Source organism: Nonomuraea guangzhouensis, from assembly GCF_019396345.1.
In the GTDB taxonomy this organism is placed as follows: domain Bacteria; phylum Actinomycetota; class Actinomycetes; order Streptosporangiales; family Streptosporangiaceae; genus Nonomuraea; species Nonomuraea guangzhouensis.
Genome location: NZ_JAHKRM010000017.1, coordinates 158,894 through 183,658, shown reverse-complemented (window position 1 = coordinate 183,658; position 24,765 = coordinate 158,894). Strand labels below are relative to the sequence as shown.

Annotated in this window: 13 protein-coding genes; 8 read left to right on the top strand and 5 right to left on the bottom strand. The window is 69.6% G+C overall.

Annotated features, from left to right (window positions below; translation table 11 throughout):
* Nucleotides 1-24: 24 nt before the first annotated feature.
* The 4 genes from KME78_RS33075 to KME78_RS33060 all read left to right on the top strand — a co-directional run bounded on the left by KME78_RS33075 (nucleotide 25) and on the right by KME78_RS33060 (nucleotide 3,018).
* Nucleotides 25-345 (top strand): GYD domain-containing protein, encoded by a 321-nt coding sequence (locus tag KME78_RS33075; protein WP_219533329.1) that lies wholly within the window; start codon nucleotides 25-27, stop codon nucleotides 343-345.
* Between the two features lie 92 nt (nucleotides 346-437).
* On the top strand, nucleotides 438-1,352 hold the full coding sequence (locus KME78_RS33070; protein WP_219533328.1) for an SPFH domain-containing protein: 915 nt from the start codon (nucleotides 438-440) through the stop codon (nucleotides 1,350-1,352).
* Nucleotides 1,353-1,526: 174 nt separating this feature from the next.
* Nucleotides 1,527-2,348: an SAM-dependent methyltransferase gene (locus KME78_RS33065; protein ID WP_308127227.1), complete on the top strand. Its 822-nt coding sequence runs from the start codon at nucleotides 1,527-1,529 to the stop codon at nucleotides 2,346-2,348.
* 106 nt (nucleotides 2,349-2,454) lie between these two features.
* Entirely contained in the window at nucleotides 2,455-3,018 is a 564-nt protein-coding gene (locus KME78_RS33060; RefSeq protein ID WP_219533326.1) for a dihydrofolate reductase family protein, read from the top strand.
* Here the strand turns inward: KME78_RS33060 and KME78_RS33055 are convergent.
* Nucleotides 2,988-3,293, bottom strand: coding sequence for a ZPR1-type zinc finger protein (locus KME78_RS33055; RefSeq protein ID WP_219533325.1), 306 nt, complete (start codon nucleotides 3,291-3,293; stop codon nucleotides 2,988-2,990). The genes KME78_RS33060 and KME78_RS33055 overlap by 31 nt on opposite strands.
* 88 nt (nucleotides 3,294-3,381) lie before the next feature.
* Nucleotides 3,382-12,999, bottom strand: a complete 9,618-nt coding sequence (locus KME78_RS33050; RefSeq protein ID WP_219533324.1) for a LamG-like jellyroll fold domain-containing protein — start codon at nucleotides 12,997-12,999, stop codon at nucleotides 3,382-3,384.
* A 171-nt stretch (nucleotides 13,000-13,170) separates the two neighbouring features.
* Between KME78_RS33050 and KME78_RS33045 the strand changes: the two genes are divergently transcribed.
* The 3 genes from KME78_RS33045 to KME78_RS33035 all read left to right on the top strand — a co-directional run bounded on the left by KME78_RS33045 (nucleotide 13,171) and on the right by KME78_RS33035 (nucleotide 19,207).
* Nucleotides 13,171-16,026: a helix-turn-helix transcriptional regulator gene (locus tag KME78_RS33045; protein ID WP_219533323.1), complete on the top strand. Its 2,856-nt coding sequence runs from the start codon at nucleotides 13,171-13,173 to the stop codon at nucleotides 16,024-16,026.
* A gap of 26 nt (nucleotides 16,027-16,052) precedes the next feature.
* On the top strand, nucleotides 16,053-18,383 hold the full coding sequence (locus tag KME78_RS33040; RefSeq protein WP_219533322.1) for an FHA domain-containing protein: 2,331 nt from the start codon (nucleotides 16,053-16,055) through the stop codon (nucleotides 18,381-18,383).
* 62 nt (nucleotides 18,384-18,445) lie between these two features.
* Complete coding sequence (locus tag KME78_RS33035) at nucleotides 18,446-19,207, top strand: peptidylprolyl isomerase (protein WP_219533321.1); 762 nt, start codon at nucleotides 18,446-18,448, stop codon at nucleotides 19,205-19,207.
* Nucleotides 19,208-19,399: 192 nt separating this feature from the next.
* On the opposite strand, the gene KME78_RS33030 is transcribed toward KME78_RS33035, so the two are convergent.
* Nucleotides 19,400-21,313 (bottom strand): DUF8189 domain-containing protein, encoded by a 1,914-nt coding sequence (locus tag KME78_RS33030; RefSeq protein WP_219533320.1) that lies wholly within the window; start codon nucleotides 21,311-21,313, stop codon nucleotides 19,400-19,402.
* A 626-nt stretch (nucleotides 21,314-21,939) separates the two neighbouring features.
* Between KME78_RS33030 and KME78_RS33025 the strand changes: the two genes are divergently transcribed.
* Nucleotides 21,940-22,959 carry a LacI family DNA-binding transcriptional regulator gene (locus tag KME78_RS33025; protein WP_219533319.1) on the top strand — a complete coding sequence of 340 codons (1,020 nt, stop codon included), beginning with the start codon at nucleotides 21,940-21,942 and terminating at the stop codon, nucleotides 22,957-22,959.
* 41 nt (nucleotides 22,960-23,000) lie between these two features.
* Here the strand turns inward: KME78_RS33025 and KME78_RS33020 are convergent, their stop codons facing one another.
* Together KME78_RS33020 and KME78_RS33015 are read right to left on the bottom strand one after the other, a co-directional pair.
* Entirely contained in the window at nucleotides 23,001-23,834 is an 834-nt protein-coding gene (locus KME78_RS33020) for a carbohydrate ABC transporter permease (RefSeq protein ID WP_219533318.1), read from the bottom strand.
* Nucleotides 23,831-24,709, bottom strand: a complete 879-nt coding sequence (locus KME78_RS33015; RefSeq protein WP_219533317.1) for a carbohydrate ABC transporter permease — start codon at nucleotides 24,707-24,709, stop codon at nucleotides 23,831-23,833. The genes KME78_RS33020 and KME78_RS33015 overlap by 4 nt, the downstream gene beginning before the upstream one ends.
* Nucleotides 24,710-24,765: the final 56 nt, after the last annotated feature.

Here is a 24,765-nt window from a genome sequence, read left to right as displayed (position 1 = left end):
CGCCAAGCGAAGGGGAGTCCGGCCATGCCCAAGTACCTGATCCAGGCGAGCTATTCCGTGGAGGGCATCAAGGGGGTGCTTCGCGATGGAGGCACCGCGCGATGCCGGGTGGTGGAGCGCATGCTGGAGAGCGTCGGTGGCCGGGTCGAGCAGATGTACTTCGCCTTCGGCGAGAACGACGTCTACATCTTCGCGGACCTGCCCAGCAACGCGGCCTCGGCCGCTGTGGGCCTCGCGGTGACGGCGGCCGGCGGAGCGCGGACGAAGACGGTCGTCCTGCTGACCCCGGAGGAGATCGATGAGGCGGCGCGGCAGGAGGTCGATTACCGGGCTCCCGGCACCTGAGCGACCTGCCGATGCCGCTGACCAGGACTTGACGGCTTCCTTACCTGACAGGTGTGTACCCGGATCTAGCCTTGAACTGGAAGGGGCACGCCATGATCATCAATATCGTGCTCGGGCTGATCGTCCTGATCACCGTCTGGCTGGCGGTCAGCAGCATCAGGATCGTCAACCAGGTAGAGCGCGGTGTGGTCTTCCGCTTCGGCAAGGCTCAGCGGGAGGTCCGCCAGCCAGGGTTCACCCTCCTCATTCCGGTCGTGGATCGCATGAAGAAGGTGAACGTACAGATCGTCACGATGCCGGTGCCCACGCAGGAGGGCATCACGCGTGACAACGTCTCCGTCCAGGTCGACGCCGTCGCCTACTTCCGGGTCGAGGAGCCGCTGCGGGCGGCCATCGCGGTGCAGGACTACCTGTTCGCGATCGAGCAGGTGGCGCAGACGTCACTGCGCTCGATCATCGGCAAGAGCGATCTCGACGACCTGCTCTCCAACCGTGAGGAGCTGAACAGGGGCCTCGCGCTGATGATCGACAGCCCGGCGCTCGGCTGGGGCATCCACATGGACCGCGTGGAGATCAAGGATGTCCATCTGCCCGAGGGCATGAAGCGATCCATCGCCCGCCAGGCGGAGGCCGAGCGTGAGCGCAGGGCCCGGGTGATCACCGCGGACGGAGAGTTCCAGGCCTCGCGGAAGCTCGCCGACGCGGCGGCCATCATGACCGAGGCCCCCGGCGCGCTTCAGTTGCGGCTGCTGCAGACCGTCGTGGAGGTGGCAGCCGAGAAGACCTCCACCCTGGTCATGCCGCTGCCCGTGGAGTTGCTGCGCTTCTTCGAGCGCTCCGCGGCAAGCGCCGCGGGAGCGGGGGCCGCCGGTTCCGCGGAGCCGCGGGCCGAGGAGCGCCCGGCCGTGACGGACTCCGCCACGCCCGAGCTGACCCCGCCAGGGCCTTCCTTCGAACGAGCCGCCGCGGACTCGCCCACGAAGAACGGCTCCGCGCGTACCGCATAGCCACGCTGCGTTACCGGTGGTGCACGGTCGGCCGAAACGGGCAGGCCCGCGCGTCGACCCCGGCTGTCCGGCGGCCGCGACGATTCCTCGGTAAATACAGGGCATCTGGCGGATCCTGATCACAGACCTACCGATTACCCATAAGATGCGGTCAAAGGTGAGGAAGGGTGTGGCGTGACCGAGCGTGAGCGACCTCCGGGGAAGATCGATCCGACTGTCCCCACCGTCGCCCGAATGTACGACTATTTCCTGGGCGGGAAGGACAACTTCCCCGCCGACCGCGAGGCCGCCGAGAAGATCGTCGAGTTGAGCAGCCAGGGTGGCGCGAACGTACGGGAGATGGCCCGGGCCAACCGCGACTTCCTGGTCCGCGCGGTGGAGACGGCGGCCAGGGCCGGCGTGCGGCAGTTCCTCGACATCGGCACCGGCCTGCCCACCCAGGACAACGTGCACCAGGTCGCGCACCGGATCATCCCCGACGCCAAGGTCGTCTACTCGGACAACGACGCGATCGTGCTGGTCCACGCCCGGGCGCTGCTGGCCGACAACCCCGACACGGTGATCATCGACGGCGACGCGCACGACCCCAAGGGGCTGCTGGCCGCCGCCGCCCAGCACCTCGACTTCAGCCAGCCCGTGGCGGTGCTGGTCGTGGCGCTGTTCCACTACTTCAGCGACGACGACGAGGTGGCCGGCATCGTCCAGGCCCTGCGCGAGCCGCTGGTGCCGGGGAGCCACCTGATCATCACGCACGCGTACGTGGAGCAGGGCGAGAGCATCCCCGGCCGGCGGAGCGAGACCGAGGACGTCTACCGGCGTACCACCTCCGGCGCGCTGCACCTGCGGGACTGCGACATGGTGCGCACGTACTTCGACGGGCTGGAACTGCTCGAACCCGGCCTCGTGCCGGTGCAGGACTGGCGGAACGACGACCCGTTCATCGTCCCCGGGATGGAGAAGGGCGGCATCCTGGGCGGTGTCGGCCGCGTTCCCTGAGCCCAGAGGGAGACCTTAAGAGATCCGTAAGCGGGTCCTGCGACGCTGTAGGCACATCAGAACGGCGGGGCCGGACGGGCCCCGTGCCTTACGGAGGAGCAGCATCATGCGAAAGATCGCCGCAAGCCTGTTCATCTCGCTCGACGGGGTTGTCGAGAACCCGGCGGACTGGCACTTTCCTTACTTCAACGACGAGATGGGCGCCGCCGTGGGGGCGCAGATGTCCGACACCCTGCTGCTGGGGCGCAAGACCTATGACAGCTTCGCCGGAGCGTGGCCGGAGCGGGAGGCCGAGGGTGGCGAAGACGCCGGCTTCGCCAAGACGCTCGGCGACGCGCGGAAGATCATCGTGTCCCGGCAGCCCCTGGAGTTCACCTGGCGGAACTCCGAACTCCTGCGGGGCGACCTGGCCGAGGCCGTGAGCGCGCTGAAGAAGGAGCCGGGCGGCACCATCGCCGTGAGCGGCTCGATCTCGGTGGTCCGCGAGCTGCTGGCCGCCGGCCTGCTGGACGAACTGCACCTGCTGGTGCACCCCATCGCCATCCGCAAGGGCGAGCGCCTGTTCGACGAGGGGGAGAGCCCGGTCCCGCTGGAGCTGATCAAGTCCGAGACGTTCACGACCGGCGTGCTGTACCTGGTCTACAAGCCCGCGGGCGGGACGAGCTCGTAGTTCGGGATCGTGGGTTTCAGCCGCTGGTACTCCTGCTCGGCCGCGGCCGCCGCCGCGACTTCGGGGATCTCGACGCGGCCGAGGTAAGGGCCCCGCAGGCAGTGGTCGCACCAGAAGTGGGCGTCACCGACGAGCAGGTGGGGGATCCGGAGCCGGTACACCAGGCGGAGGCAGGCTCGCCCGCAGTTCGGGCAGCGCCCGGAGATCGGTCCGGGCAGCTCGTCACGGGCCCGCAGATAGGCCTGGAACCAGCTCTCCCAATCAGCGTTCGGCAATGGGGCCACCTCGGTCTTCCGGCTTTACGTACATATACCGCGCTCGATGCCGGGGCGGCTCGTCGAACGAGCCGCCCGGCCCCAAGCGTCACCGGTTACGTGGATGGTTGTCCCACCAATCGTCCTCGAAGGCATAGGCCCGGTCTTCGTACGGCTCCGCCTCCTCGTTGTTCGTCGGGTAGCTGAAGCCCCCGCGCAGCTCCTCCACGTGGAAGCGCTCGTGGGCGAGGGTGCGGGCCAGCAGTTCCTCGCTGCGGAAGGCCGCTCGCCGCAGCTTGACCGTCTGATCGGGATAGGTTATCCCGGCCAGCCCGTCGACGCTCTTGTCGATCCTGATGCGCAGGTCGTCGATCCGGATGTCCCAGGTCTGGGCCACCCGCCGGACCGTGTCCATGTTCATCGGGAGCTTCTCGCTCCAGTGCGGCCTTCTGGCGTCCCTGGCGCGGGCCAGGTTGACGGAGTCACCGCCGACGAACAGCCCGCGCGCCCCCGCGCCGTCGCCGCCGTACCTCGCGTTCTCCAGGGGCAGCCCTGCCTCGGAAGAGCAGGCGACGCCGGCACCCGTCACGCCACGGCAGGGGTCAAGCTGCACCGACGGATCCGGCGGGACGCCCGGGCCCGGATCGACGCGGCAGTCCTGCATCGCGTCCGCGCCGAACACCCCTGAGCACTGGCCGACGACGTGCGGAGCCGGGTCGAGGCCGCCGTTGGGCTGCCCGTCGCCCGCGCCGGCCTCGATCGGCGTGAAGGCCGCGCCGACCTTGTCCAGGATCTTGTCGATGGCGTTGTCGACTCGGTGATTGAGCCCCTTGTCGAGCGCGTCGGCCAGGGAGATGCCCGCAGGGCCGGGCAGCTGGTCATGGTCGATGGGGCCCGGCTTGGTCGCGCGCGTCTTCGCGGCGATGTCGGCGAGCTCCTGGGGCGTGGGCGGCGGAGGCGGCGGCGGATCCGCCTTGGGCGGGGTCTTCGTGCCCTTATGGGGAGAGGTGCCGGGCTCGCCGTCATCGCCGGGCGTTTTGCCGGACTTGCCCTTGCCGGGCGAGGGGCTGTCCGGGTAGTCGAGGTACGGCCCGCTGCCGTCCGGCCAGCCCTTCCACCAGTGGTCTCGCCACCACTTCGCCCCGTAGTAGGCCGCCCCGGCGGTGACGCCGACCGCCGCGAGGCAGTAGAGCCAGGCCGGTCCGCAGAACCGTGAGCTGCGCGCGGCCGCGCCGAACTCCCCGCCACCGGTGAGGACGTAGTCGGCCGCGCTCCAGGCCGGCCTGGCGATCTCCCGATAGACGACCTTGATCGCCTTCTTGGCGGTGCCGCAGACGAAGGCGGGGCAGCCGAAGTGGCCGGTCGGGTCGACCTGGTTGAGCGGGTCGCCGTCCGCGTAGGCGAAGCGGTTGCCCTTCGCCGACGGCATCGGGTTCACGTCGAGCGAGTCCCTGCTGGGGAACGCGCCGGTTGCCGGGTCGTACCAGCGGGCGGCCATGTTGACCTTGCCGCTGGACGGGTCCGTCCAGGCGCCCTGGTAGCCGACGCCCCGCTTGGTTCCCGAGCTGGCGACGACCTGCCCGTACGGGTCGTAGGCCACCGAGTCGGTCAGCACGCCCGCGCCGGTGAAGGTGGCGGTGAGGTCGCCGTGCCGGTCGGTGTAGGCGTACAGGCCCGCGACGGAGACGACGTTGCCCGCCGGGTCCCTGCCGTAGAGCTCGGTGCCCGCCGCGGCCGGGGTGTTGCCCAGGCCGGAGTAGCTGAACGTGCGGCCCGCGGTGGAGGCGAGCCGGTCCAGCCCGTCGTAGGCGTAGGTCGTGGCACCGTCGCTGATCATCCGGTCGAACGCGTCGTAGCTGGTCGCGCTCGCGCTCCCGCCGGTCGGCGTCCTCGATTTCAGGGTGCCGCGCGCCGAGTAGGCGTAGCCGGCCGATCCGTCGGAGACGAGCTGGTTGCGCGCGTCGTAGACGGCGGCGGCCGTTCCGGCCTTGGTCCGGTTGCCCGCGTCGTCGTACTCGTAGGCGAGCGAGTTCCACGACGTCAGCCGGCCCGCCAGGTCGTAGCCGTAGGTGTTGGCCGCGGCGCCCGCCGTTCCGGTCGTGGTCTTGCTGGTGAGCCGGTCGGCGTCGTCGTAGCCGTAGGCGATGGCGGCCAGCACCGCGCCCGCGTTGGTCTTGAGCGTGTCGGAGATGGGCCGGTGCAGCGGGTCGTAGTCGAAGGAGCGCTTGGCACCGCCGTAGTCGACGGTTTTGAGCTGGTCCATCGAGTCGTAGGTGTAGGTCGAGGTCCCGCCGGTGAGCGGGTCCCGGACCGTGGTGAGGCGGCTTCCCGCGTCGTAGTCGTAGGCGGCCGTGCCCGCCTTGTCGGTGCGGGTCTTCATGCGGCCGTCGGCGTCGTAGGTGAAGGACGCCGTGCCGGACGGCCCCGCCGTGCTGACGAGATGATCGCGATCGTCGTAGCCGAAGGTGTCGCCGCCGGCCGAGGTCTGCCGGCCCACGGCGTCGTAGCCGAAGCTGTGGGCGGTCGTCGCGGTCTCGGCGCCCGCGCCGGTCTCCGCGGTGAGCTGGTTCAGCTCGTCGAAGGTACGGGCGACGGTGACCCCGCCCGGCTTCTTGACCTGGACGGGGCGACCGGCCGCGTCGTAGTCGGTGATCGTCTGGCGGTCGGCGAGGTTGGGGTAGGCCGTGGTCGTGGGGACGAGCATCGCCACCTGGAGGTTCCACGGGTTGTAGCCGTACGTGGTCGCGTTGCCGTTGCCGTCGGTGAAGCGGGTGCGGTTGCCGACCGCGTCGTAGCCGAAGGTCGTGGTGACGGTATGCGTCGACGTGGTCTTCTCGTGCTGGCCGGTCAGCCGGTTCAGCGCGTCGTAGTCGTACGTGGTGACCCCGCCGCCGGCCCTGTTGACGGTGACCGGGTTGCTCCCGTCGTCGTAGCCGATCGTCGTCGGCCGCAACTCCTTGCCCGAGGCGTCGAGATCGGCCACCGCGGTCGTCCGGCCCGCACCGTCGAACGTGACCGTGCTGCTGGTGCCGTCCGGGTTGGAGACCTTGGTGACCCGGCCGGCGTGGTCACGGGTGTACCAGTGGCCCTGGTTCAGCGGGTCGACGTCGACCACGACCTCGCCCGCCGCGTTGTAGCCGAACTGGCTGCGCGCGCCCGACGGCGTGGTGACGTAGGTCAGGTTGCTCGCGTCGTCGTACTCGTAGGCGGTGGTGAACCCGGCCGGGGTGGGCGTGCGGTCGACGATGGTGTCGGAGATCCGGCGGCCCAGATCGTCGTAGGTCGCCCCGGTCACCCGTCCCGCCTGGTCCCGGGTCCAGAGCCATTCCCCCGCCGCGTCGAAGCCCGAGCGCGACTGCTTGCCCGCCGCGTCGGTCGTAGCGACCAGGTTGCTCAGCTGGTCGTAGGTGTAGGTGTCGCCGTGGCCGAGCGCGTCCACCGAGCTCTTCACGCGGCCCAGCGCGTCGTACGTCGCGGTGGAGCCCGCGATCACGGTCGCGCCGGTGCCGGCCTGCGTGTAGGAGGGCAGGGTGATGCCGACCGGCCGGCTCATGGCGTCGTAGGTGGTCGTGGTCCGGTAGCCCTCGGCGTCCTCGCTGGTCACGACGTCGCCGAAGCTGTTGTAGCCGGTCCGCGTCGACGGTCTGACGTTGAACGGCGTGCTGCCCAGGTGCTCGATGGCCACCGTCGGCGCCTTGGTCGTGGTGAGCCGGCTCGCCTCGTCGTAGGTGTAGTCGGTCACCGCGCCACGGGGGTCGGTCATCGTCCGGGGGAGGCCCCGCTGGTCCCTGGTCCAGGACGTGGTGAGCCATTCGTCGCCGTCCCAGACCTTCTGGGTCAGGGGCCGGCCCAGCGCGTCGAGGTCGAACGCGGTCCACGTGTAGCCGCTGTCCTGCGCCTGGACCAGGGAGACCACGTGGTCGTCATCGTCGTAGCCGTACGTGGTCTTCCGCTTGAGGCCGGCGGGGTCCAGCAGCTCCGCGGTGGTCCGGTTGGCGGCGTCCACGGTGTAGGTGGTCGTGCTCTTGCCGTTGCCGGTGACGCGCTGGACGAGGTTGCCCGCGCTGTCGTAGGTGTTCTGCTGGAGCGGGATGTCCCGGGTGGATCCGTCGGCGTTGTGGAAGCCCTCGGCCCAGACCGATTCGAGGAGGTTGTCGTCGTAGTAGTGGTTGCGGGTGGTACGGCCCATGGCGTCGGTGACCGTGGCCAGGCGTCCGGCCGGGTCGTAGGCGCGGGATTCGAGGACCAGCTCCTTGGGGGAGCTGTTGTCCAGCGGGTCGCCCACCCAGTTGGCCAGGCTGGTGGTCAGCAGCAGCCCGGTCGGTCCGTAGACGCTCCGATAGTCGGCGCCGGTGGCGTCCACGGTGCGGTTGAGGTTGCCGTAGGCGTCGTACCCGTAGGTGGTGGTGTTACCGGCGGCGTCCTTGACGGACGAGACGCGGGCGCCGGAGTCGTAGGTGTAGGTCGTGGTGCGGGTGGGGTCCTTGCCGGTGGGGTCCATCCGGTCGACCTGGGTGACGTTGCCGTCGACGTCGTAGGTGTAGATGACCCACGGGAGGTGCTTGACGCCGCTGATCACGTCCGTGGTCTGGGGGCCGACGGTGGCGGTGAGGTGGTTGAGGGCGTCGTAGCCCATCGAGGTGGTGACGCCGTTCGGGAACGTGTCGGAGACCTGGGACACGGCCGTGGGCCGGCCGGCGCTGTCGTAGTCGTACTTCGTGGTGAGCCCGGCCGGGTCCACCACCTGGGCGAGGTCGCCGTTCTGGCGGTAGCGGTACCGGGTGGTCTTGCCGCCGGCGGTGGTCACGGAGGCGAGCAGCGCGTCCGGGACGGTGCCGCCGTCCACGGCGGCCTCGGTGCCGTCGGTGTAGGCGTACTTGGTGGTGCGGCCGGTAGCGGATCCGCCCACGGGAGGCGTGGTGACGCTGAGCAGGTCGCCGGAGATGTCGTAGGTGTAGCTGGTGCGGTGGTCCGTGTCGCTCGTGGAGGTGGCCCGGGCGTCGAACGTGCCGGTGAGCTTGTCGTTGCGCGGGTTCAGCGGGTTGCCGGCGTCCAGGTAGTAGGTGAAGTAGGAGGTCTGGCAGGAGCGCGGTCCCCGGCAGGTCACCTTCATGACCGGGTTGCCCCGGTCGTCGTTGAAGAGCTGGGTGGTGTGCCCGTCCGGGTCGGTCACCGAGGCCAGGTTGCCGTTGAGGTCGTAGCCGTAGCGGGTGGTGCCGCCCGTCGCGTCGTACAGCGAGGTCGGGCGGCCGCCGTGCCGGGGGTCGAAGGTGTAGACCATGGCCTTGTTGCCCGGGTCGGCGGCGAGCACGGTGGTGGCGGGGGTGCCGAACGTCGCGACGTTGTTGTAGTGCGCCTGGATCGCGTCCGTGTGCAGGCTGTTCCAGTAGAGCGCCACCTCGTCGATGGTGCCGGTGAAGTGGCCCAGAGTGTCCGAGGGCTTGGCGGGCCAGTTGCCCGCGATGAAGCCGGCGCCGACGTAGACATGGTTCTGCGCGATCGTGGACACCGGCCCCTTGGACCTGGTCCCGACCACGGCACCGTCCAGCCAGAGCCACTGGGTGCCGCCGGAGGCCGTCAGGGCGACGTGGTGCCAGCTCGCGTCGGTCACGGTCCTGCTCGTGGTGATCGGCGCGATCGCGGCGCCGTCCCAGAACTGGCCGCGCAGCTTGCCGTCCGTACCGACGTACAGCGCGGGCGTGTAGTTCCCTCCGTCCGGCCCGGCCGGGTCGGTGAGGGCCCGGGCCTGGTAGGCGAGCAGGACGCCGGGCTTGGCGGTCTTGAACCACAGCTCGGCCGACAGGTCGCCGCCGCCCTTGATCTCGCCGTCGGGGAGCTCCAGGTAGGAGCTGGTGCCGTTGAACCCGGCGGCCGTGTCACCGCCGGTGGCCAGGACGATGGGCGCGGTCTGGTTCAGGGTGACGTTGTGGTAGGTCGCGTCGGTGTCGCGCCCGTCGCCGTACGCCGCGCTGGCCGCCCGCGTGCCGGAGTACTCGGCGAGGCGGTAGTACTCGCGCGGCCGGGCGCTCAGGACCGCGTTGGGGTAGTACTCGGTGTTGCCCTGCGTCTGGGCGGGATAGACCCGCCACTGCCCGCCGTTGGCGTCGGTCACCGAGGCGACGCGGTCGCTCTGGGCGTCGTAGGCGAGGGTGGCCTGCAGCTTGCCCGAGGGCAGCTTGACCGTCTCCAGCACGCCCGTGTACTGCCCGGCCGTGTACTGGGCGGTGACGGCCGTGGGGCCGAGCGGGTGGGTGTAGAAGGCGGGGTCGTCGATCTGGCCGGTGAAGTGTCCGCGCGTGTCGGCGGGCGCGGCGGGGCACCAGCCCGAGGTGTTGATGTAGCCCGCCCCGACGCTGGCGTTCGGCAGGCGGGTCGGCATGATCTGCTTGGACCGGTCGTCGACGATCGCCCCGTCCACGTACAGGCCCTGCCAGGTGCCGCTCGAGGTCAGCACCACGTGGTGCCAGGCCCCGTCGTTCACCGCCGTGGTCGAGCTCATCGAGCCGCAGCTGCCGTCGTCGGGGAGCTGGCCGTGCAGCTTCCCGTCGGTCCCGACGTAGAGCATCGGCAGGAAGCCCCAGGGGAGCGGGCCCCGGGAGTCCTCCAGCGTGTTCATCTGCGCGCCGTACAGCACGCCGGCCTTGGTGGTCTTGAACCACATCCCGACCGCCGAGTAGGTGGTGTCGTCGGTGATGTTGTACGGCATGCGCAGGTACGAGCTTGTGCCGTTGAACGTCGCCGAGCCGTCCGTGCCCCCGGCCGGGGCGCCCGCCGCGCCGTAGGCCAGGTTGACCGCCTCCGCGTCGTCCTGGCCGATGAACTCGTGCGCCTCGTTGGTCGCGCCCTGGTGGAGCCGGTAGTACATCGCCGGGGCGGCGTCCACGACGGCCGTCCGGTAGTGCGACACCATTTTGTAGGTGTACTTCGTGCAGGCCGTCGTCGTGCCCGGCGGGCAGACCTGGGCGAGCAGACCGTAACCGTAGCCATAGGTCCACGCGGGCGCTCCCTGGGCGGCGTCGGTGGCGACCGAGGTCACCAGCCCGCTGTTCCAGGTGAAGTAGAGGCCGCGGCCGCTGAGCTTGCTCACGACCTTGGCGAGGGTGCCGTCGCCGTTGTAGGTGAGGAACTCGCCGTGCAGGTCGTCGTCGTAGATCGCGGTCAACCGGCCGCTCGGGTCGAACACGTACGCGCCGCCGGACTTGTCGCGCAGGAACCAGGCCGCGTCGGTCTTCACCAAGCTCACCGACCGGCCCTGGGGCGGCGCGTACGTGCCGTCGGGGTTGCGGCCGAAGCGCGCCTGCCGCCCGTCGGGGTAGGTGACGACGACGTTGCCCGTCCAGTCCGCGTCGGTGACGATCTTCATGTCGTACGCGGTGGTCCAGCCCACGCCGAACATCCCCTTGCGGGAGTTCAGGCTGCTGTACGAGCGGGTGACCGCCAGCGCGGGACCGGCGGTGGTGAGGCTGGCGTCCGTGGTGGTGGCGGCGTACTGGCCGGTCAGCGGGTCGACGCCCTTGACGGCGGCCGTGCCCGCGCTGTCGGAGACGTGGGAGGAGACCAGGGGCTGCGGCACGACCGTGCTGAACGTGCTCCACCCCGTCGCCGGGCTGGAGGTCTTGCCGTCGGTGACCAGGGCCTGCCAGACGTACTGCTCGCCCCACTTGAGCTTGCCCTGCGGCACCGTCCAGCTCGCGCTCTGCTCGCCGGTGTTGGAGTTGCCCTTGACCAGGCCGGTCGCGGGGCACGTGTTGGTGTCGGAGAGCAGGCAGACGTTGAAGATGAAGTTCAGCGACCCGCCGGGCCACTCGTCCTCGTCATGGCCGGTGACCGTGAACTCCGGCGTCAGTGTGGACTCCACGTACCCGCTGCCCGGCCACATCGAGTCGATCTGGGGCGGCAGGTCGACCACGGTCAGGCTCACGCACCAGACGGGTACGCCCCAGTCGGAGAAGAACTGCCCGTTCGCCACCATGTCCCAGCAGATCTGGTACGAGCCCGGGTTGAGCGGGTCGATCGTGGCGCTCACCTTCGCCGAGCCGTTGTTGCCGATCGTGGCGGGCAGGCTCGCGGCCGCGGTGGAGCTGGCCACTAAGCTGCCGCTGGTGGTGTACACCTTGTAGCCCAGCTTGACCGAGCCCGGGGACCAGGAGTTCATCCCATTGTTGATCACCGTGACGGGGAGCTTGCCGGCGGTGTTGGCCGTCACCGGCGGGTCGATCGTGGCGTCGGAGCCGATCGCGTAGAGCGCCCGCCAGGGGCTGTAGTCCACCTGCAGGTACGGCGGGTTGGCCGAGTTGGCGCTGGCGAACTCCTTGAAGCTGTCGGCGGTCAGCGCCAGGCCGTTGTTGCCCGCGCCGTTGGCCCAGTCCGACAGGGCGGACAGGCCCGCGCTGTTGATCCCGATCCACGCCCAGCCGGCGCCGCCGCAGGTGACACCGCCGCTGAAGCTGGCCGAGCCCCAGGTGCCGCCGAGGCTCACGCCGGGATAGGAGGAGATCGTGCCGACGTTCCAGCTGCTGGTGATCTCCTTCACCGTGACCGGGTTGGCCGAGCAGGAGTCCGACAGCGTGTTGTAGAGGAACAGCGCGGCGCCGGTCACGTAGGCGTGGGGGATCTGGGAGGCGAGGTTGAAGTTGATGTAGGAGTTGTTGCGCTTGGTGCCGTCCTGGGAGCCGACCAGGAGCTGGGCGCTGCCGGAGTGGTTGGCGCCGGAGTGGTTGTCGACGTAGGTGTCGGAGGCGGCGCCGCTGGTGGTGCGTACGTAGGAGGACGGGTCGATGACCACTGGGTACGCGCGCTTCTCGGCACGCAGCCACTTCTCGTCGGCGCTGACCCGCAGGACGTTGCCGACGAGGGTGTAGTGGACCGCGTCGGAGCGGGCGCCCGCGGCGTCGCGCATGAATCCGGCGGGGACGGTGATGCGAACGGCGCCGTGCTCGTCGACGAACTCCACGCCCTGCGGGGAGCTACGCGGCGTCAGACCCTTGGCCTGGAAGGGGAAGTCCCAGGGGCCTGTCGCGGCCTGGCGCGAGGTCAGGACGAGCGACTCCTTGATCCCGTTCCAAGTGGTCTCGACCTCGATGTCGGTCTCAGGCAGTACCTCCCTGTATTTCGCGATATTTCCCGAAATACTGGCTTTGGTGCTTTTTGCTCCTTGGAGGGCGAAGGACAGGCTGTGCCCCTCGTCCAAGGTGATCGACTGGAGCCGGGCGTCGGCGGCGTCGTCGGCCACCTCGACTCCGAGGTTGTTGGCCGCCTGCCGCCAGCGCCCGGCCGCGCCGGTCAGGTTGAGGTCGATGTCCACCCACTCGCCGGTGGCCGTCTGGTACCGCACCGGCCTGGAGTACGTGCGCACGGTGTAGGTCTGATCAGGGTTCTGGAAGACCTTCGACGTCGCGTCGCCCAGCCTGGGCACCACCCGGCTCTGCTTGGCGTCGAACCCGTGGACCTCCCCGTTGCCCGGCTTGCCGGTCGCCGTGCCCACCCGCTGCGGCTTGTTCGACAGCCGGGAGACAGGCTTGGGCGTCTTCGGGGCCTCCTGGGGCACGGTCCCCTTGGGCGGCTTGGCGGCGGCCCGCTTCGCCGGCTCGGTCCGCGCCTGGGTCGCGTCCGCCGCCACCTGATGGGCACGGTTCGCCGCCGAGCCGAGCCGCTGCTCGGGAAGCGTGGGCTCCTTGGGAGTCGCCGAGGCTCCCTGAGCTGCGACGCTGATGACAAGGGTGCTCACTGTCAGTGCGGCGCAAAGACGGGTAGCCCAACGGTTCCTCATGCAGACCTCCGGCGGACGACCGTAATCGCCACTTTCGCGGCCCACATCTGTACGGGAGACGTGGATCTAGGTCGTCCGAACCTTCCCGGTTAGGTATGAGATCCACTACAAGTCCGGTACTCTCGCCTCGTGCTGCACGGGCGCATCGCGGAGCAGGCCAGGATCATGCGACTTCTCGCTGGTGAGAGCGGCGCCCTGATGGTGCGCGGGGAAGCCGGGGCGGGCAAGAGCGCGTTGCTCGCCTTCGCGGCCGAGCTCGCGAGTGATCAAATCGTACTCCGCGCCTCCGGCACCCCCGAGGAGTCGCACCTGCCGTACGGCGGCCTGCACATGCTGCTGGCGACCACCCGCCCGCGCTGGAAACACCTGCCCGCCCAGCAGCGCGACGTCCTGGATCGCCTGGGCGAGCCGCAGGGGCCCGATGGCGAACCGTATCTGCCTGTCTGGAACCTCCTGCGTCACCTGGCGGGGCGAGGGCCTGTGCTCTGCCTGATCGACGACGCGCACTGGCTGGACCGGGAGAGCCTGGCGGTCCTGGCCTTCTGCGTCCGCCGCCTCGCCGCCGCGCGCGTGGTGATCCTGGTGGCCGGCGAGGGCGACCTGCCCGCGCTGCGCGGCATCGACGAGCTGGACCTGCCCGGTGTCGACAGGCAGGCGGCGCTGGACATCGTCGCCGAGCGCAGGCCGGGCATCGTCCCGCAGGTGCGTGAGCGGATCGTCGCTGACGCCGGTGGCAACCCGCTGGCCCTGTGCGAGCTGGCCGCGGGGATCAGCCCCGCGCAGGTCGAGGGCGGGCTGTCGCCGCTGGGCCTCTATACCGGCTGGCCCGGGCGTTCGCGGCGGGCCGATCAGCTGTACGGCGAGCGCTTACGCGCCCTGCCCGAGCGGACCCGCTTCCTCCTCCTGCTGGCCGCCACCGACCCCACGGCCTCCCTGCCCGAGCTACTCGCCGCCACCAAGACGATCCCGGCCGCGCACTCTGAGCCTTCCGCCGAGGCGATTCCGGCCTCGCACTCCGACCTTTTCGCCGCCGCCTCGGCGACCCCGGCTGATCTGGAGCCCGCCGAGACCGCCCGGCTGGTCGAGGTGCGGCAGGCCGGGCTCGTCCCTCGCCACCTGCTGATCCTGGTCGCCGCCTACCAGTCCGCGCCGGTCTCGGCCCGCATCGCCGCGCACCGAGCCCTGGCCGAGGTGTCGCCCGAGCGGCGGGTCTGGCATCTCGCCGCCGCCGCCGTACTGGGGCCGGACGAGGAGATCGCGCGCGACCTGGCAGCCATCGGGACGTCGTCGGCGTTGGAACGCGCGGCCGAGCTGACCTCAGACCCCCAGTCACGCGCCCGGCGCTATGCCGCCGCCGCGGTCGCCGCATGCGACGCCGGCCAGCTGCGCCGCGCGGCGGACCTGGCGACCCGCGCGACCGAGCTGACAGCCGAACCCTCGACGCTGGCCTCGGCCGCCCGCGTGCTGGCCACCGTGGAGTCCGAGATCGGCTCGCCGACCAAGGCCGCGCGGATGCTGCTCGACGCGGCGGCCAGGATCGGCGACGACGACCATGCCATGGCCATCGTGATGATCGCCGACGCGATCCGGCTGTTCGGCTACAGCGGCGACGAGGGCCTCGCCGCCCAGATCGCCGCCGCCGTCTGGGCGTCCAGCAGCGCGATCGAGGGCCGGGCGACTCCGGCGCCGGCGGCTTCGCAAGCCTCTTCGCAGGTCGAGCGATCACGAGCCTCTTCGCAGGTCGGGCGGTCGCGAGCCCAGCCCTCATGGTCCGCCCCGCTGGCCCGGTCGCTGCCCACGTTGGCGAAGATCATGGCCGGTGACCCGTTCAGCGGCTTCGCCGCCATCGGTGAGCTGGTCGAGCACACGCCCGCCCTGGCCACCCAGCAAGCCATCACCGCCACCTCGCTGGGCCTGATGGCCGCCGACGCCGGCTCGGCGCTGCGGCTGACCTCCACACTGGTGACCGACTGCCGTCACCAGGACCTGATGGGCCTCCTGCCGTACGCCCTGCAACTCCAGGCCCAGGCCCTCCTGCTGAGCGGCCGCACGGCCGAAGCGCTCACACAGGCCACCGAAGGGCTGAAGCTCGCCGGTGACCTCGGCCAGACCCACCGAGTCGGGCACCTGAGCGGCCTGCTCGCGCTGATCGCCGCGCTGAGCGGCGACGAGAAGCGCTGCCGGGCCTACGCCGAATCGAGCCTGGCCTACTGCGCCGACCACGACGCGCCGGCCAGCGCGGCACTGGCCACCTGGGCGCTCGGCCTGCTGGAGCTGGGACGGGGCCGGGCGGGTGCCGCGGCCGACCACCTCGCGCGCGTGGTCGCCGGCCCCGCGCACCACCCGGTGATCGCGGTCCACTGCGCGGCCGACCTGGTCGACGCGGCCGTCCAGGCCGACCTGCCCGGCGCCGCCGTCGAGCCGCTCGCCCTGCTGGAGCGGTGGGCGGGCGACACGCGCCAGCGCTGGGTGGGCGCGGTGGCGCTGCGGTGCCGGGCGCTGGTCGCGCCGGACGGCGAGGCCGAGCCGCTCTTCACCGGCGCGCTCGACCTGCACGGCCAGTCTCCGGCCTCCTTCCAGCGGGCCAGGACCGAGCTCGCCTACGGGCAGTGGCTCCGCCGGACCAGGCGCAGGTCCGAAGCCCGCGCTCATCTGCGGGCCGCGCGGGCCGCGTTCGAGCAGCTCGGCAGCACCCCCTGGGCGGAGCGCGCCGCGGCCGAGCTGAGCGCGACGGGGGAGGCGAGCCCGGCGGAGCCGCTGCCGGAGGCACTGCGCGGGCTGACGCCGCAGGAGCGGCACGTGGTGTCCCTCGCCGCGCAGGGATCGTCCAACCGGGACATCGCCGCCAAACTCTTCCTCAGCCCGCGGACCGTCGGCTACCACCTCTACCGTGCCTTCCCCAAGCTGGGCATCACCTCCCGAACCGAGCTGGCGGACTTGCTGCGGCAAGCCGGCACCGGCTTTGGGACGGTCACGCCGGCGTAGGACCCTCTGTTGAGAAAGGCGGTCTCGTGACGCAGCTCGTCGTCGAAGGCCCTGGCGTATCGGTGACCCTCGATCCAGGCCGTTCGTACCGGTTAGGCCGTGACCCGGGCGCGGACATCGTCGTCGGCGCCGACCGCGTCTCGCGTACGCACGCCGTGCTGCGGTTCGAGGGCGGACAGTGGATCCTGGAGGACGCGGGCAGCAGCAACGGCACGTACGAGAACGGCCGCCGCGTCCAGCGGGTCGTCGTCGGACCGGGCACCAGGATCCACCTCGGCGACCCGGCGGAGGGCGCGCTCATCGGCTTCCGGGCGGCCGCGGCCCAGGCGCCCCAGGCTCCGGAGATGCCGGCGGCGACGCCCACGGTCCGCTTCCCGCGCACCGGGCAGTGGCGTGAGCCGGCCGCCGTCAGGAGCCTCGGCGACGCGCAGGTCGTACGCATCGGCCGGGCGCCGGACAACGACATGGTCGTCACCGATCTGCGGGTGTCCCGGCGACATGCCGAGCTCCGGATCACCGGCGGCGTCCACGAGATCGTCGACGTGGGCAGCAGCATGGGCACCTATGTCAACGGCCGGCGCGTGCGGCGCGCCCAGATCTCCCCGGACGATCTCATCGGCATCGGGCCGTCGACGTTCCAGCTCGTGGGCGGCACGCTCATGGAGTACGCCGACACGGGCGAGGTCTGCCTGCAGGCGCACGACCTCACCGTCACGGTGGGAGGCGGCAAGGTGCTCCTGGACCATGTGTCGTTCCCGGTCGGTGAGAAGTGCCTGCTGGCGATCGTCGGCCCCAGCGGCTCGGGCAAGTCCACCCTGCTGCGCGCACTCACCGGGTTGCGCCCCGCCGACCAGGGCGTCGTCACGTACGACGGACGCGATCTCTACCGCGACTACGCCGAACTGCGCTCGCGGGTCGGCCTGGTGCCGCAGGACGACATCCTGCACAGCCAGCTCACCGTACGCCGCGCCCTCATCTACGCCGCGGAGCTGCGCTTCCCCGACGACACCCGGCAGCATGAGCGGAAGGCGCGGGTCGACGAGGTGCTCCAGCAGCTCGGGCTGGACAACCGCAAGGACAACCGCATCTCCTCGCTGTCCGGCGGTCAGCGCAAGCGCGTCAGCGTCGCACTGGAGCTGCTGACCAAGCCGTCTCTGCTGTTCCTCGACGAGCCGACCTCCGGACTGGACCCGGGGCTGGACAAGTCGGTGATGCAGATGCTGCGGGGCCTGGCCGACGACGGCCGTACCGTCGCCGTCGTCACGCACAGCGTCGCCAACCTGGACATCTGCGACCGGCTCCTGGTGATGGCGCCGGGCGGGAAGATCGCCTACTTCGGGCCGCCTGACGAGGCGCTGCCGTTCCTCGGCTTCACCGACTGGGCGGATGTGTTCCTGGCGTTCGACGACCAGAGCAGGGACTGGGCCGGCGAGTACGCGCGATCTCCGCTGCACCGCAAGTACATCGCGGCCGACCTGATCGCGCCCGTCTCGCCGCGACCCGCCGCACAGCGCGAGATACCGCCGAAACCGCAGAGCTGGCCGGAGCAGCTCAGTACGCTGGTGCGCCGCTACTGCCGGGGCATCGTGGCCGACCGGTTGTTCCTCGGCATCACCATCGCCCTGCCCATCGTGATGGGCCTGCTGGCCCGCGTCGTCCCGACCGGCGACCTGAAGGGCCCCCCGAACAGCAACGGCAACGCGGCGAACCTGCTGCTGATCCTGTGCATCGGCGGCTGCCTGACCGGCGCCGCGAACGCGGTGCGCGAACTGGTCAAGGAACGCGCCATCTATCAGCGAGAACGGGCGGTCGGGCTGTCCAGATCGGCCTATCTCTGCTCCAAGCTGCTCGTCCTCGGCCTGATCACCGTGGCACAGGGCGTCGTGCTGACCTATGTGGCGATGCTGAACGTCGAGACGTACGACAAGGGGGTGTTCACCGCGCCGCTGACCGAGCTGTCGATCGCCGTCGCGCTGCTGTCGTTCACCGCGATGACCGTGGGCCTGCTCATCTCGGCGCTGGCCAAGACCAGCGAGATGACCATGCCGCTGCTCGTGCTCGTCACCCTGATCCAGCTCGTCTTCTGCGGGGCGTTGGTACACCTGGACGGCAAGCCGGTGATGGAGCAGATCTCCTGGCTCGTACCGGCTCGCTGGGCGCTGGCCGCGTTGGCGGGTACGCTCGACGTGGGCCAGCTCATCCCGCATGTCCAGGATCCGCCGGACCCCTTGTGGAGCCAGGACTTCGGCACCTGGATCCTGGACATGAGCGTCCTGGCCGTTCTCGCGGCCGGCTTCGCTTTCCTGGTGGCCCGCGGGCTGCGCCGCCATGAGCCGGCGGTGATGCGCGGCAAGTAACCTCGGACACCCCGCGCTCACTGATGGTTGACGAGACGGTCGAGATCGACTAAACGGGTGTCATGATCCGTAGAGCATGGTTACCACTGGCGGTGGCGGCGAGCTGTCTGGTGGCGTTCGCGCCGCCCGCGTCCGCGGAGCCGGACGAGCCCACGACGGCCGCGGCCCCCACCACGAACGGGGCCCGGCCGCCGAAGGTGACCAAGGGCCCGTGCCAGTACACCGAGACGCCCGACGACCCCGCCGTACGCGACGTGCCGCTGCCGCCCGACCCGCGCCGCACCCCCACCCGGCCGGTCTCCGCCGTGCTGAAGACGAACCACGGAGACATCGGGCTCACCCTCGACCCGGCCAAGGCGCCGTGCACCGTGCAGAGCTTCGTCCACCTGATCCGGCACCGGTTCTACGACGTGACCTCATGCCACCGGCTGACCGCCTACGACCGGTTGAAGGTGCTGCAGTGCGGTGACCCCAGCTTCACCGGCGAGGGTGGGCCGGGCTATCGCTACAAGGACGAGCTGCCCACCGACCTGCCGTCGTGGCCGGGGGATCCGACCGGGGAGCGGAAGACGTACGCGCGCGCTGTGCTGGCCATGGCGAACGCGGGGCCGGACACGAACGGCAGCCAGTTCTTCCTGGTGTACGGGGATTCGGGGCTGCGGCCGAACTACACCATCTTCGGCACCGTGGACGCCGCCGGGCTGGCCGTGCTGGACCGGATCGCCGCGGGTGGCATCCAGCCGACGCCCGGGGATCCGGCGCCGCCGGTGGACGGCAAGCCGGTGCTGCCGGCGAACATCGAGCGGGCCCGCGTCTGCCGCTAGGTCCCGTGCGCCTCAGCCCAGCGGGCGGACGCCCTGGCTTTCAGCCGGCCGGCCGCTGGGCCAAGATCGCCATGCGTGCCGGCTCCGCGGGTTCATCGGGCCCACCGGGGCGCCGCCCGCCAGCCGATGCAGCGCCGCCGTCAATTCCGCGGTTTCGACCAGGTCTGCAGAGGTCCGGCAACCTCCGGTGAATCAGGGCAGAGCCTCCCAGTCCCCGAACGGACTGTCGGCTCCCGGCGCCGATTGCTTGCGGGCATGAACCACGCCATCGGTCCCGATGGCGAACATCACGGCAGCCCCACTCGCATCAAGAGTGGCCGCCGGATAATCGACAATGGTTCCACTGAGGTCGGTCCACGCGCCATAACCGCTGCCGTTCGCGATCAACTGCTTGGTCATGCTGACCCCGGTCCCGGCGTTGCGCTCGAACATCAGGATCCGCGCGGCCGGACCAGCCGGTGTGGTGACGAGAGCGGGCTCACCGACCCCCGCGTGTCCCCCGATCACGGCGGGCGTAGTGCTCCAGGCAGCACCGGCGACGAGCTGGTAGCTGACGACCATCTCGGCGGTGCCGGCGCGGCGGTAGGCCACGTGCAGACGCCCGTCCTGGGACAGAGCGATCGAGGGCGGGCTGGCCGGGGTCATCGACGGGACGGCGGTGGAGTAAGTGAAACTGCCATTGGGTGTGGACTGATACCAGCGCAGCAGTCGAGTCCTGGAACTGGCGAACACCTCGATGAGACCCAGTGGCGTGGTAACGGCGGTGAGGCCGTCCTGCACGTCGGTGCCGCCCCGGTTCTGCCACGCGCCCCAGCCGCCGTTGGCCGCGGTCTGGACACGGCTGCTGACCCCGCCGTTGCCGTTCTTGACGAACATCTGCATCCGGCCGTTGGCGTTGGAGGCGACCACGGGCAGGCCGATCTGTTCTTGGATTTCCCAGTCCGTGTGGGGATTGCCGAGGTCGGTCCAGCTGCCTGTCCAGGCGCCATTGGCCGCGGTCTGGGACATGGTGACGATGTGGTGGTCGGTCATTCGCCTGGCGAAGATCGCCAACCGGCCGTCGGCCTGCTTGCCCACGCTGATCGCGGGCGCCAAGGCGCCGCCCGCGCCGGCCAGCGCGTGCGGGCCGTCCCACGCTCCCAGCGGGGTCTGCCCGTAGGTGTTCACCACACCGTTGCGCACCACGAAGATCTGGGGTCGGCCATCAGCGTTCCGGCCTGCCCAATGGGTTCCCCTGGCCCAGCGGTAGTACATCCGGGTAGGCCACACGTTCGGGTCGAACGCGTGGTCGTACTGGATGTAGTGATCGATGATCGCGCTCTTGCGGGCGCTGATCGCGGTCGTCAGGTTCATCGGCGCGTCGGCGATGTTGTAGTCGCGGTAGTTCACCAGCAGGATCGGCAGGCCTGACGCCTGGGCCGCGTCCCCGGCCAACCGTCCCGCGGCCACATGGTCGCCGTGGCCCGGGTCGTAGCGGTTGTCGACGATGGGGTCTTGGGCGCGCAGCACGTTGGGCTGGTAGTGGTTCATCAACCCCGCCAGGACGGCGATCACGTCAGCGCGCTCGTACGTGTACGACTCGCTCACCAGGCCGTCCTCGGGGATGATCGTGTGATCGACGAAGTCGTCCACCCAGTTGAACCAGCCGATCTCGTTGTCCCGCATGTTCATGAACACCAGCTGGATCTGCGGATGGTCCGTGAGCGTGTACCGTTCGACCTGCCGATCCGCGATCGTCCAGGCCACCCCGGTCCACTCCTCCTGGGCGGCCGGATTCACATCCGGCACCCCTGTCATCCGGGCGTAGGCGTCCAGCATGCCGCGCTGCCGATTACGGGCCCGCTGCTCGTCGGTATCACCGTCTCCGGTGACCTGCCCCGCGGTCAGGAAGACCGTGACGTTCGCCGCCCCCGACTGGATCGAGTCGTCGATATCGGGGTTCATGAACAAGATGTCGTCGTCCTCATGCGCGACGATCTGCATGAACGAGCCGGGTGCGATGGTGGGCGTGGCGCCGGCCACTCCACCCATCGGCACCAACACGACAAGCGCTGCGAGCGCGGCTAACAGCCGCACCCATAACGACGTGGCCCTGCCTCCGCGCATGTGCTTCCCCCCACGCAGGCCGTACCGAACAAAAGATTTCCTGGCCCAAAGTCGAATAGTGAATAGTCTGCAACCCGGGGGCAAGGGGAAGCCTGATAACAACTGCGTAACACACTTCGAAAAGGAAGATCATTTCGCTGGCTTGACGGCTTTGAGCTGGGAATATGTGCTGGCTGAGGTCGTAGCTCGACCGTTCCGGCAGCCTTCGGCGTGAACGGGCAGGTGCGCCTGGCGTATGACGACGGGCTCGCTTTGGCGGTTGAATGAACGGCGAGCATAAATTAAAAATAAAATCCATTTCGCTGTTGATGTGAATTTGACGGTGGGTCAGAAATCCGACGACATCCGGTGTCGCGTGAGGTCTCCCGGATGTAACCCTGCAAATGGTGACACGGCATCCGCGACTGGTCGCGGCTGTACTCGACGACCTCGGCATGCGCAATGGAGGGAGTTTCGGCAGGTGCTGAGTCGAGAGCCGGGATTGGCCTCGGACGCCCGCCCCGACGAACCTTGTCGCTCATGGCCACGACCGCCTCCTGGGTGGGCGAAATCGTATGCCTGCATTGTGATGCGGTAATCTCGTCTGGATGTCTAAAGACCGGTCGGCCAGGCGGTCAGTGCCTACCATGCGGGACATCGCCGCTGCGGCTGCCGTCTCGCAGAGCACCGTGTCCCGTGTCCTCAGCGGCGCGCCCACCACCGTGCCCATCGCGGCGGAGACTCGCCAGCGGGTGCTGCGGACCGCCCGGGAGCTGGGCTATCGGCCCAACCCGCTGGCTCGCGGGCTGCGCGGCGCGTCGACGAACCTCATCGGTGCGGTGGTGCGCGACTTCAGCGATCTCTTCTTCGCCGGGGCGATCGAGGCGCTCGTGGTCGAGTCGATGGCGCACGGCTACAACGTCGTTCTGGGCCACGTGCCGGGCCGGGCGGGCGATGAGGCGCTCTCGCTGACCACCGTGCTGGAGACCCGGCACACCGATGCGGTGGTGCTGCTCGGTGACATGCAGCAGCATCCGCAGTTCCTGGCCGACCTGCGCAACTCGATCGTGCCGGTGGTCGCGCTCTGGCCGGGTACGAGCCCGCGCGAGTTCCCGACCGTCGACGCCGACGACCGGGCCGGCATCCGGGCCGGCCTGAGCCATCTGGTGTCCCTGGGGCACAAGAGGATCGCCTACATCAACGCTGAGCTTCCCAATGAATATCGGGCGCGGGAGGATGCCTTCCTCGACTTCATGCGTGAGCGGTTCGGCGCCGTGCCGCCGGGCTATGCCGAGCGCAGCCTGAGCACGCTGGCCGGCGGCGATGCCGCGCTGCGGCGCCTGATGGACCGGCCCGACCCGCCCACGGCGATCGCCGCCTCGACCGATGTGGTGGCCGTGGGCGTGCTGCATGCCGCGCACAGCTTGGGCGTGACAGTGCCGGATCGCCTGTCGGTCGTCGGCTTCGACGACATTGCCATCGCGGCGCACACCGTGCCGGCCCTGACCACCGTGCGGATGCCGATATCGGAGATCGTCGGCTACGCCGTCACGCAGGCGGTCAGGCTGGCTCGCGAACCGGCCGACGTCCAGCGCCTGCCGGCTCTGGAGATTTTCCAGCCGGCATTGATAGTGCGGGATTCGACCGCACCTCCGGCGCCGAGGTGAAACCGATCATGCCCGGATCCAGACCCACACGCTCCCTACGTTCATTTGATCGCTCCGCTCATCAGACCCGACACGTAATACCGCTGAAGCAGGAAATAGAAGAGAACACACGGGACGATCGAGATGGTGACGCCGGCCTGCAGCATGCCCCAGTCCGTGCCGCCGAGGCTGGTCTCCGTCCTCGATGTGGCGAGGATCAGCGGCAGGGTGAACGTGGAGCTGCGGCTCATCATCACCAGCGCGCCAAGGAATTCGTTCCACGACGTGATGAAGGCGAAGAGCGCGGTGGTGACGATCGCGGGCACGGCAGCGGGGATGAAGACCCAGCGCAACGCCGCCCACGACGAGGAACCGTCCATGACGGCCGCTTCCTCCAGTTCCCTCGGTACGGCGCTGAAGCTGTTGCGCAGCACGTACAGGCTGAACGGCAATTGGATGGCGGTGTGCAGGATCGCGAGGCCGAGCAGCGAGTTGGTCAGGCCGATCTTCGCGAACATGAGGAACATCGGCGTGAGCAGAGCCTGGTAAGGAATGATCAGCGCGAGCAGCAACACCACGAAGATCACCTCTTTGCCCGGGACGGGGAAACGCGCCAGCGCGTAAGCCGCGGGAACGGTCAGCAGCAGCGTGAGCACAATGGTCAGCAACGCCGTGCCCAGACTGTTGGCGAGGTAGACCGGCAGGCCCTCCTGGTAATTCCACAGCCGCATATAGCTGTCGAAGCTGAGCCCGTGCGGGAAGTAGGTCGGGGGAGAGGCGGCCGCCTCTTCGGTCGGCTTCACCGAGGCGAGGAACGACATCGCCAGCGGCATCAGCATGACGGTGCAGACGGCGATGCAACACGCCGCCACCAGGTGCCTTCCGCGTCCCTTCACTGATGGCTCCGGCGGCTCAGCAGCAGCTGGATCACGGTGAAGACGAGGATCGTGAAGGCCAGAATCATCGACAGGGCGGCACCGTACCCGAGTTTCAGGTAGGGGAAGGAATTCAGATAGATGTAGAAGACCGAGGTCGCCGTCTCATTGCCCGGCTGACCGGCGGTCATGATGTAGAACTGGTCGAAGGCGAGCAGTGAGCCGATCACACTCACCAGGGTCACCAGCAGGACGGTGCGCAGGGTCAGCGGCAGGATCACCCGGGCGACCCGCTGCCGGTGGCTCGCCCCGTCGACGAGGGCGGCTTCGACCACGTCCGCCGGTACGGCCTGGATCGCGGCGACGAAAAGGATCATCCCGAAGCCGATCACCTTCCAGACCACGGAGGCGCTGATCGCGAAGTTGGAGACGCCGGCGTCCACGCCCAGCCACAGCACGGGCTTGTCGATGATCCCCAGATCGAGCAGCGCCCGGTTCACCAGGCCGAAATCGGTGCTGAAAAGCCAGTACCACAGCAGGCTCGACACCCCGAGACCGATCACCACCGGGATGAAGACCACCGTCCGGGTGACCCGGCGCAGGGCGGTGTTCCGGGCGGTGAGCAGCGCCAGCAGATAGCCGCCGATGATGAGGAACGGAGTGATGAGCGCGGTGTAGAGCAGGGTGAAGCGGAAGGAGACCCAGAACTGGGTGTCGTTGAATGCCCGCTCGTAGTTCGCCGTCCCGACGAATCTCGGCGGGGACAGCAGGGACCAGTTGTGCAACGACATCCACGCCATCTGCACCAGGGGATAGGCGGTGAAGGCGAGCACGAAGAGTAAGGCCGGTGCCAGATAGGCGAATCCGACCAGACGGCGCCGTGAGCCGTGGCGCATGACAGCTCCTCCTGGCGAGTAAGGCGTCCACCGGGCGACGGGCCGCCCGGTGGAAA

Bases quoted from the DNA above. Each gene is read 5' to 3' on its own strand.
- KME78_RS33075 (WP_219533329.1), top strand. From the start codon at position 25: ATGCCCAAGTACCTGATCCAGGCGAGCTATTCCGTGGAGGGCATCAAG.
- KME78_RS33070 (WP_219533328.1), top strand. From the start codon at position 438: ATGATCATCAATATCGTGCTCGGGCTGATCGTCCTGATCACCGTCTGG.
- KME78_RS33060 (WP_219533326.1), top strand. From the start codon at position 2,455: ATGCGAAAGATCGCCGCAAGCCTGTTCATCTCGCTCGACGGGGTTGTC.
- KME78_RS33035 (WP_219533321.1), top strand. From the start codon at position 18,446: ATGATCCGTAGAGCATGGTTACCACTGGCGGTGGCGGCGAGCTGTCTG.
- KME78_RS33030 (WP_219533320.1), bottom strand. From the start codon at position 21,313: ATGCGCGGAGGCAGGGCCACGTCGTTATGGGTGCGGCTGTTAGCCGCG.
- KME78_RS33025 (WP_219533319.1), top strand. From the start codon at position 21,940: ATGCGGGACATCGCCGCTGCGGCTGCCGTCTCGCAGAGCACCGTGTCC.
- KME78_RS33015 (WP_219533317.1), bottom strand. From the start codon at position 24,709: ATGCGCCACGGCTCACGGCGCCGTCTGGTCGGATTCGCCTATCTGGCA.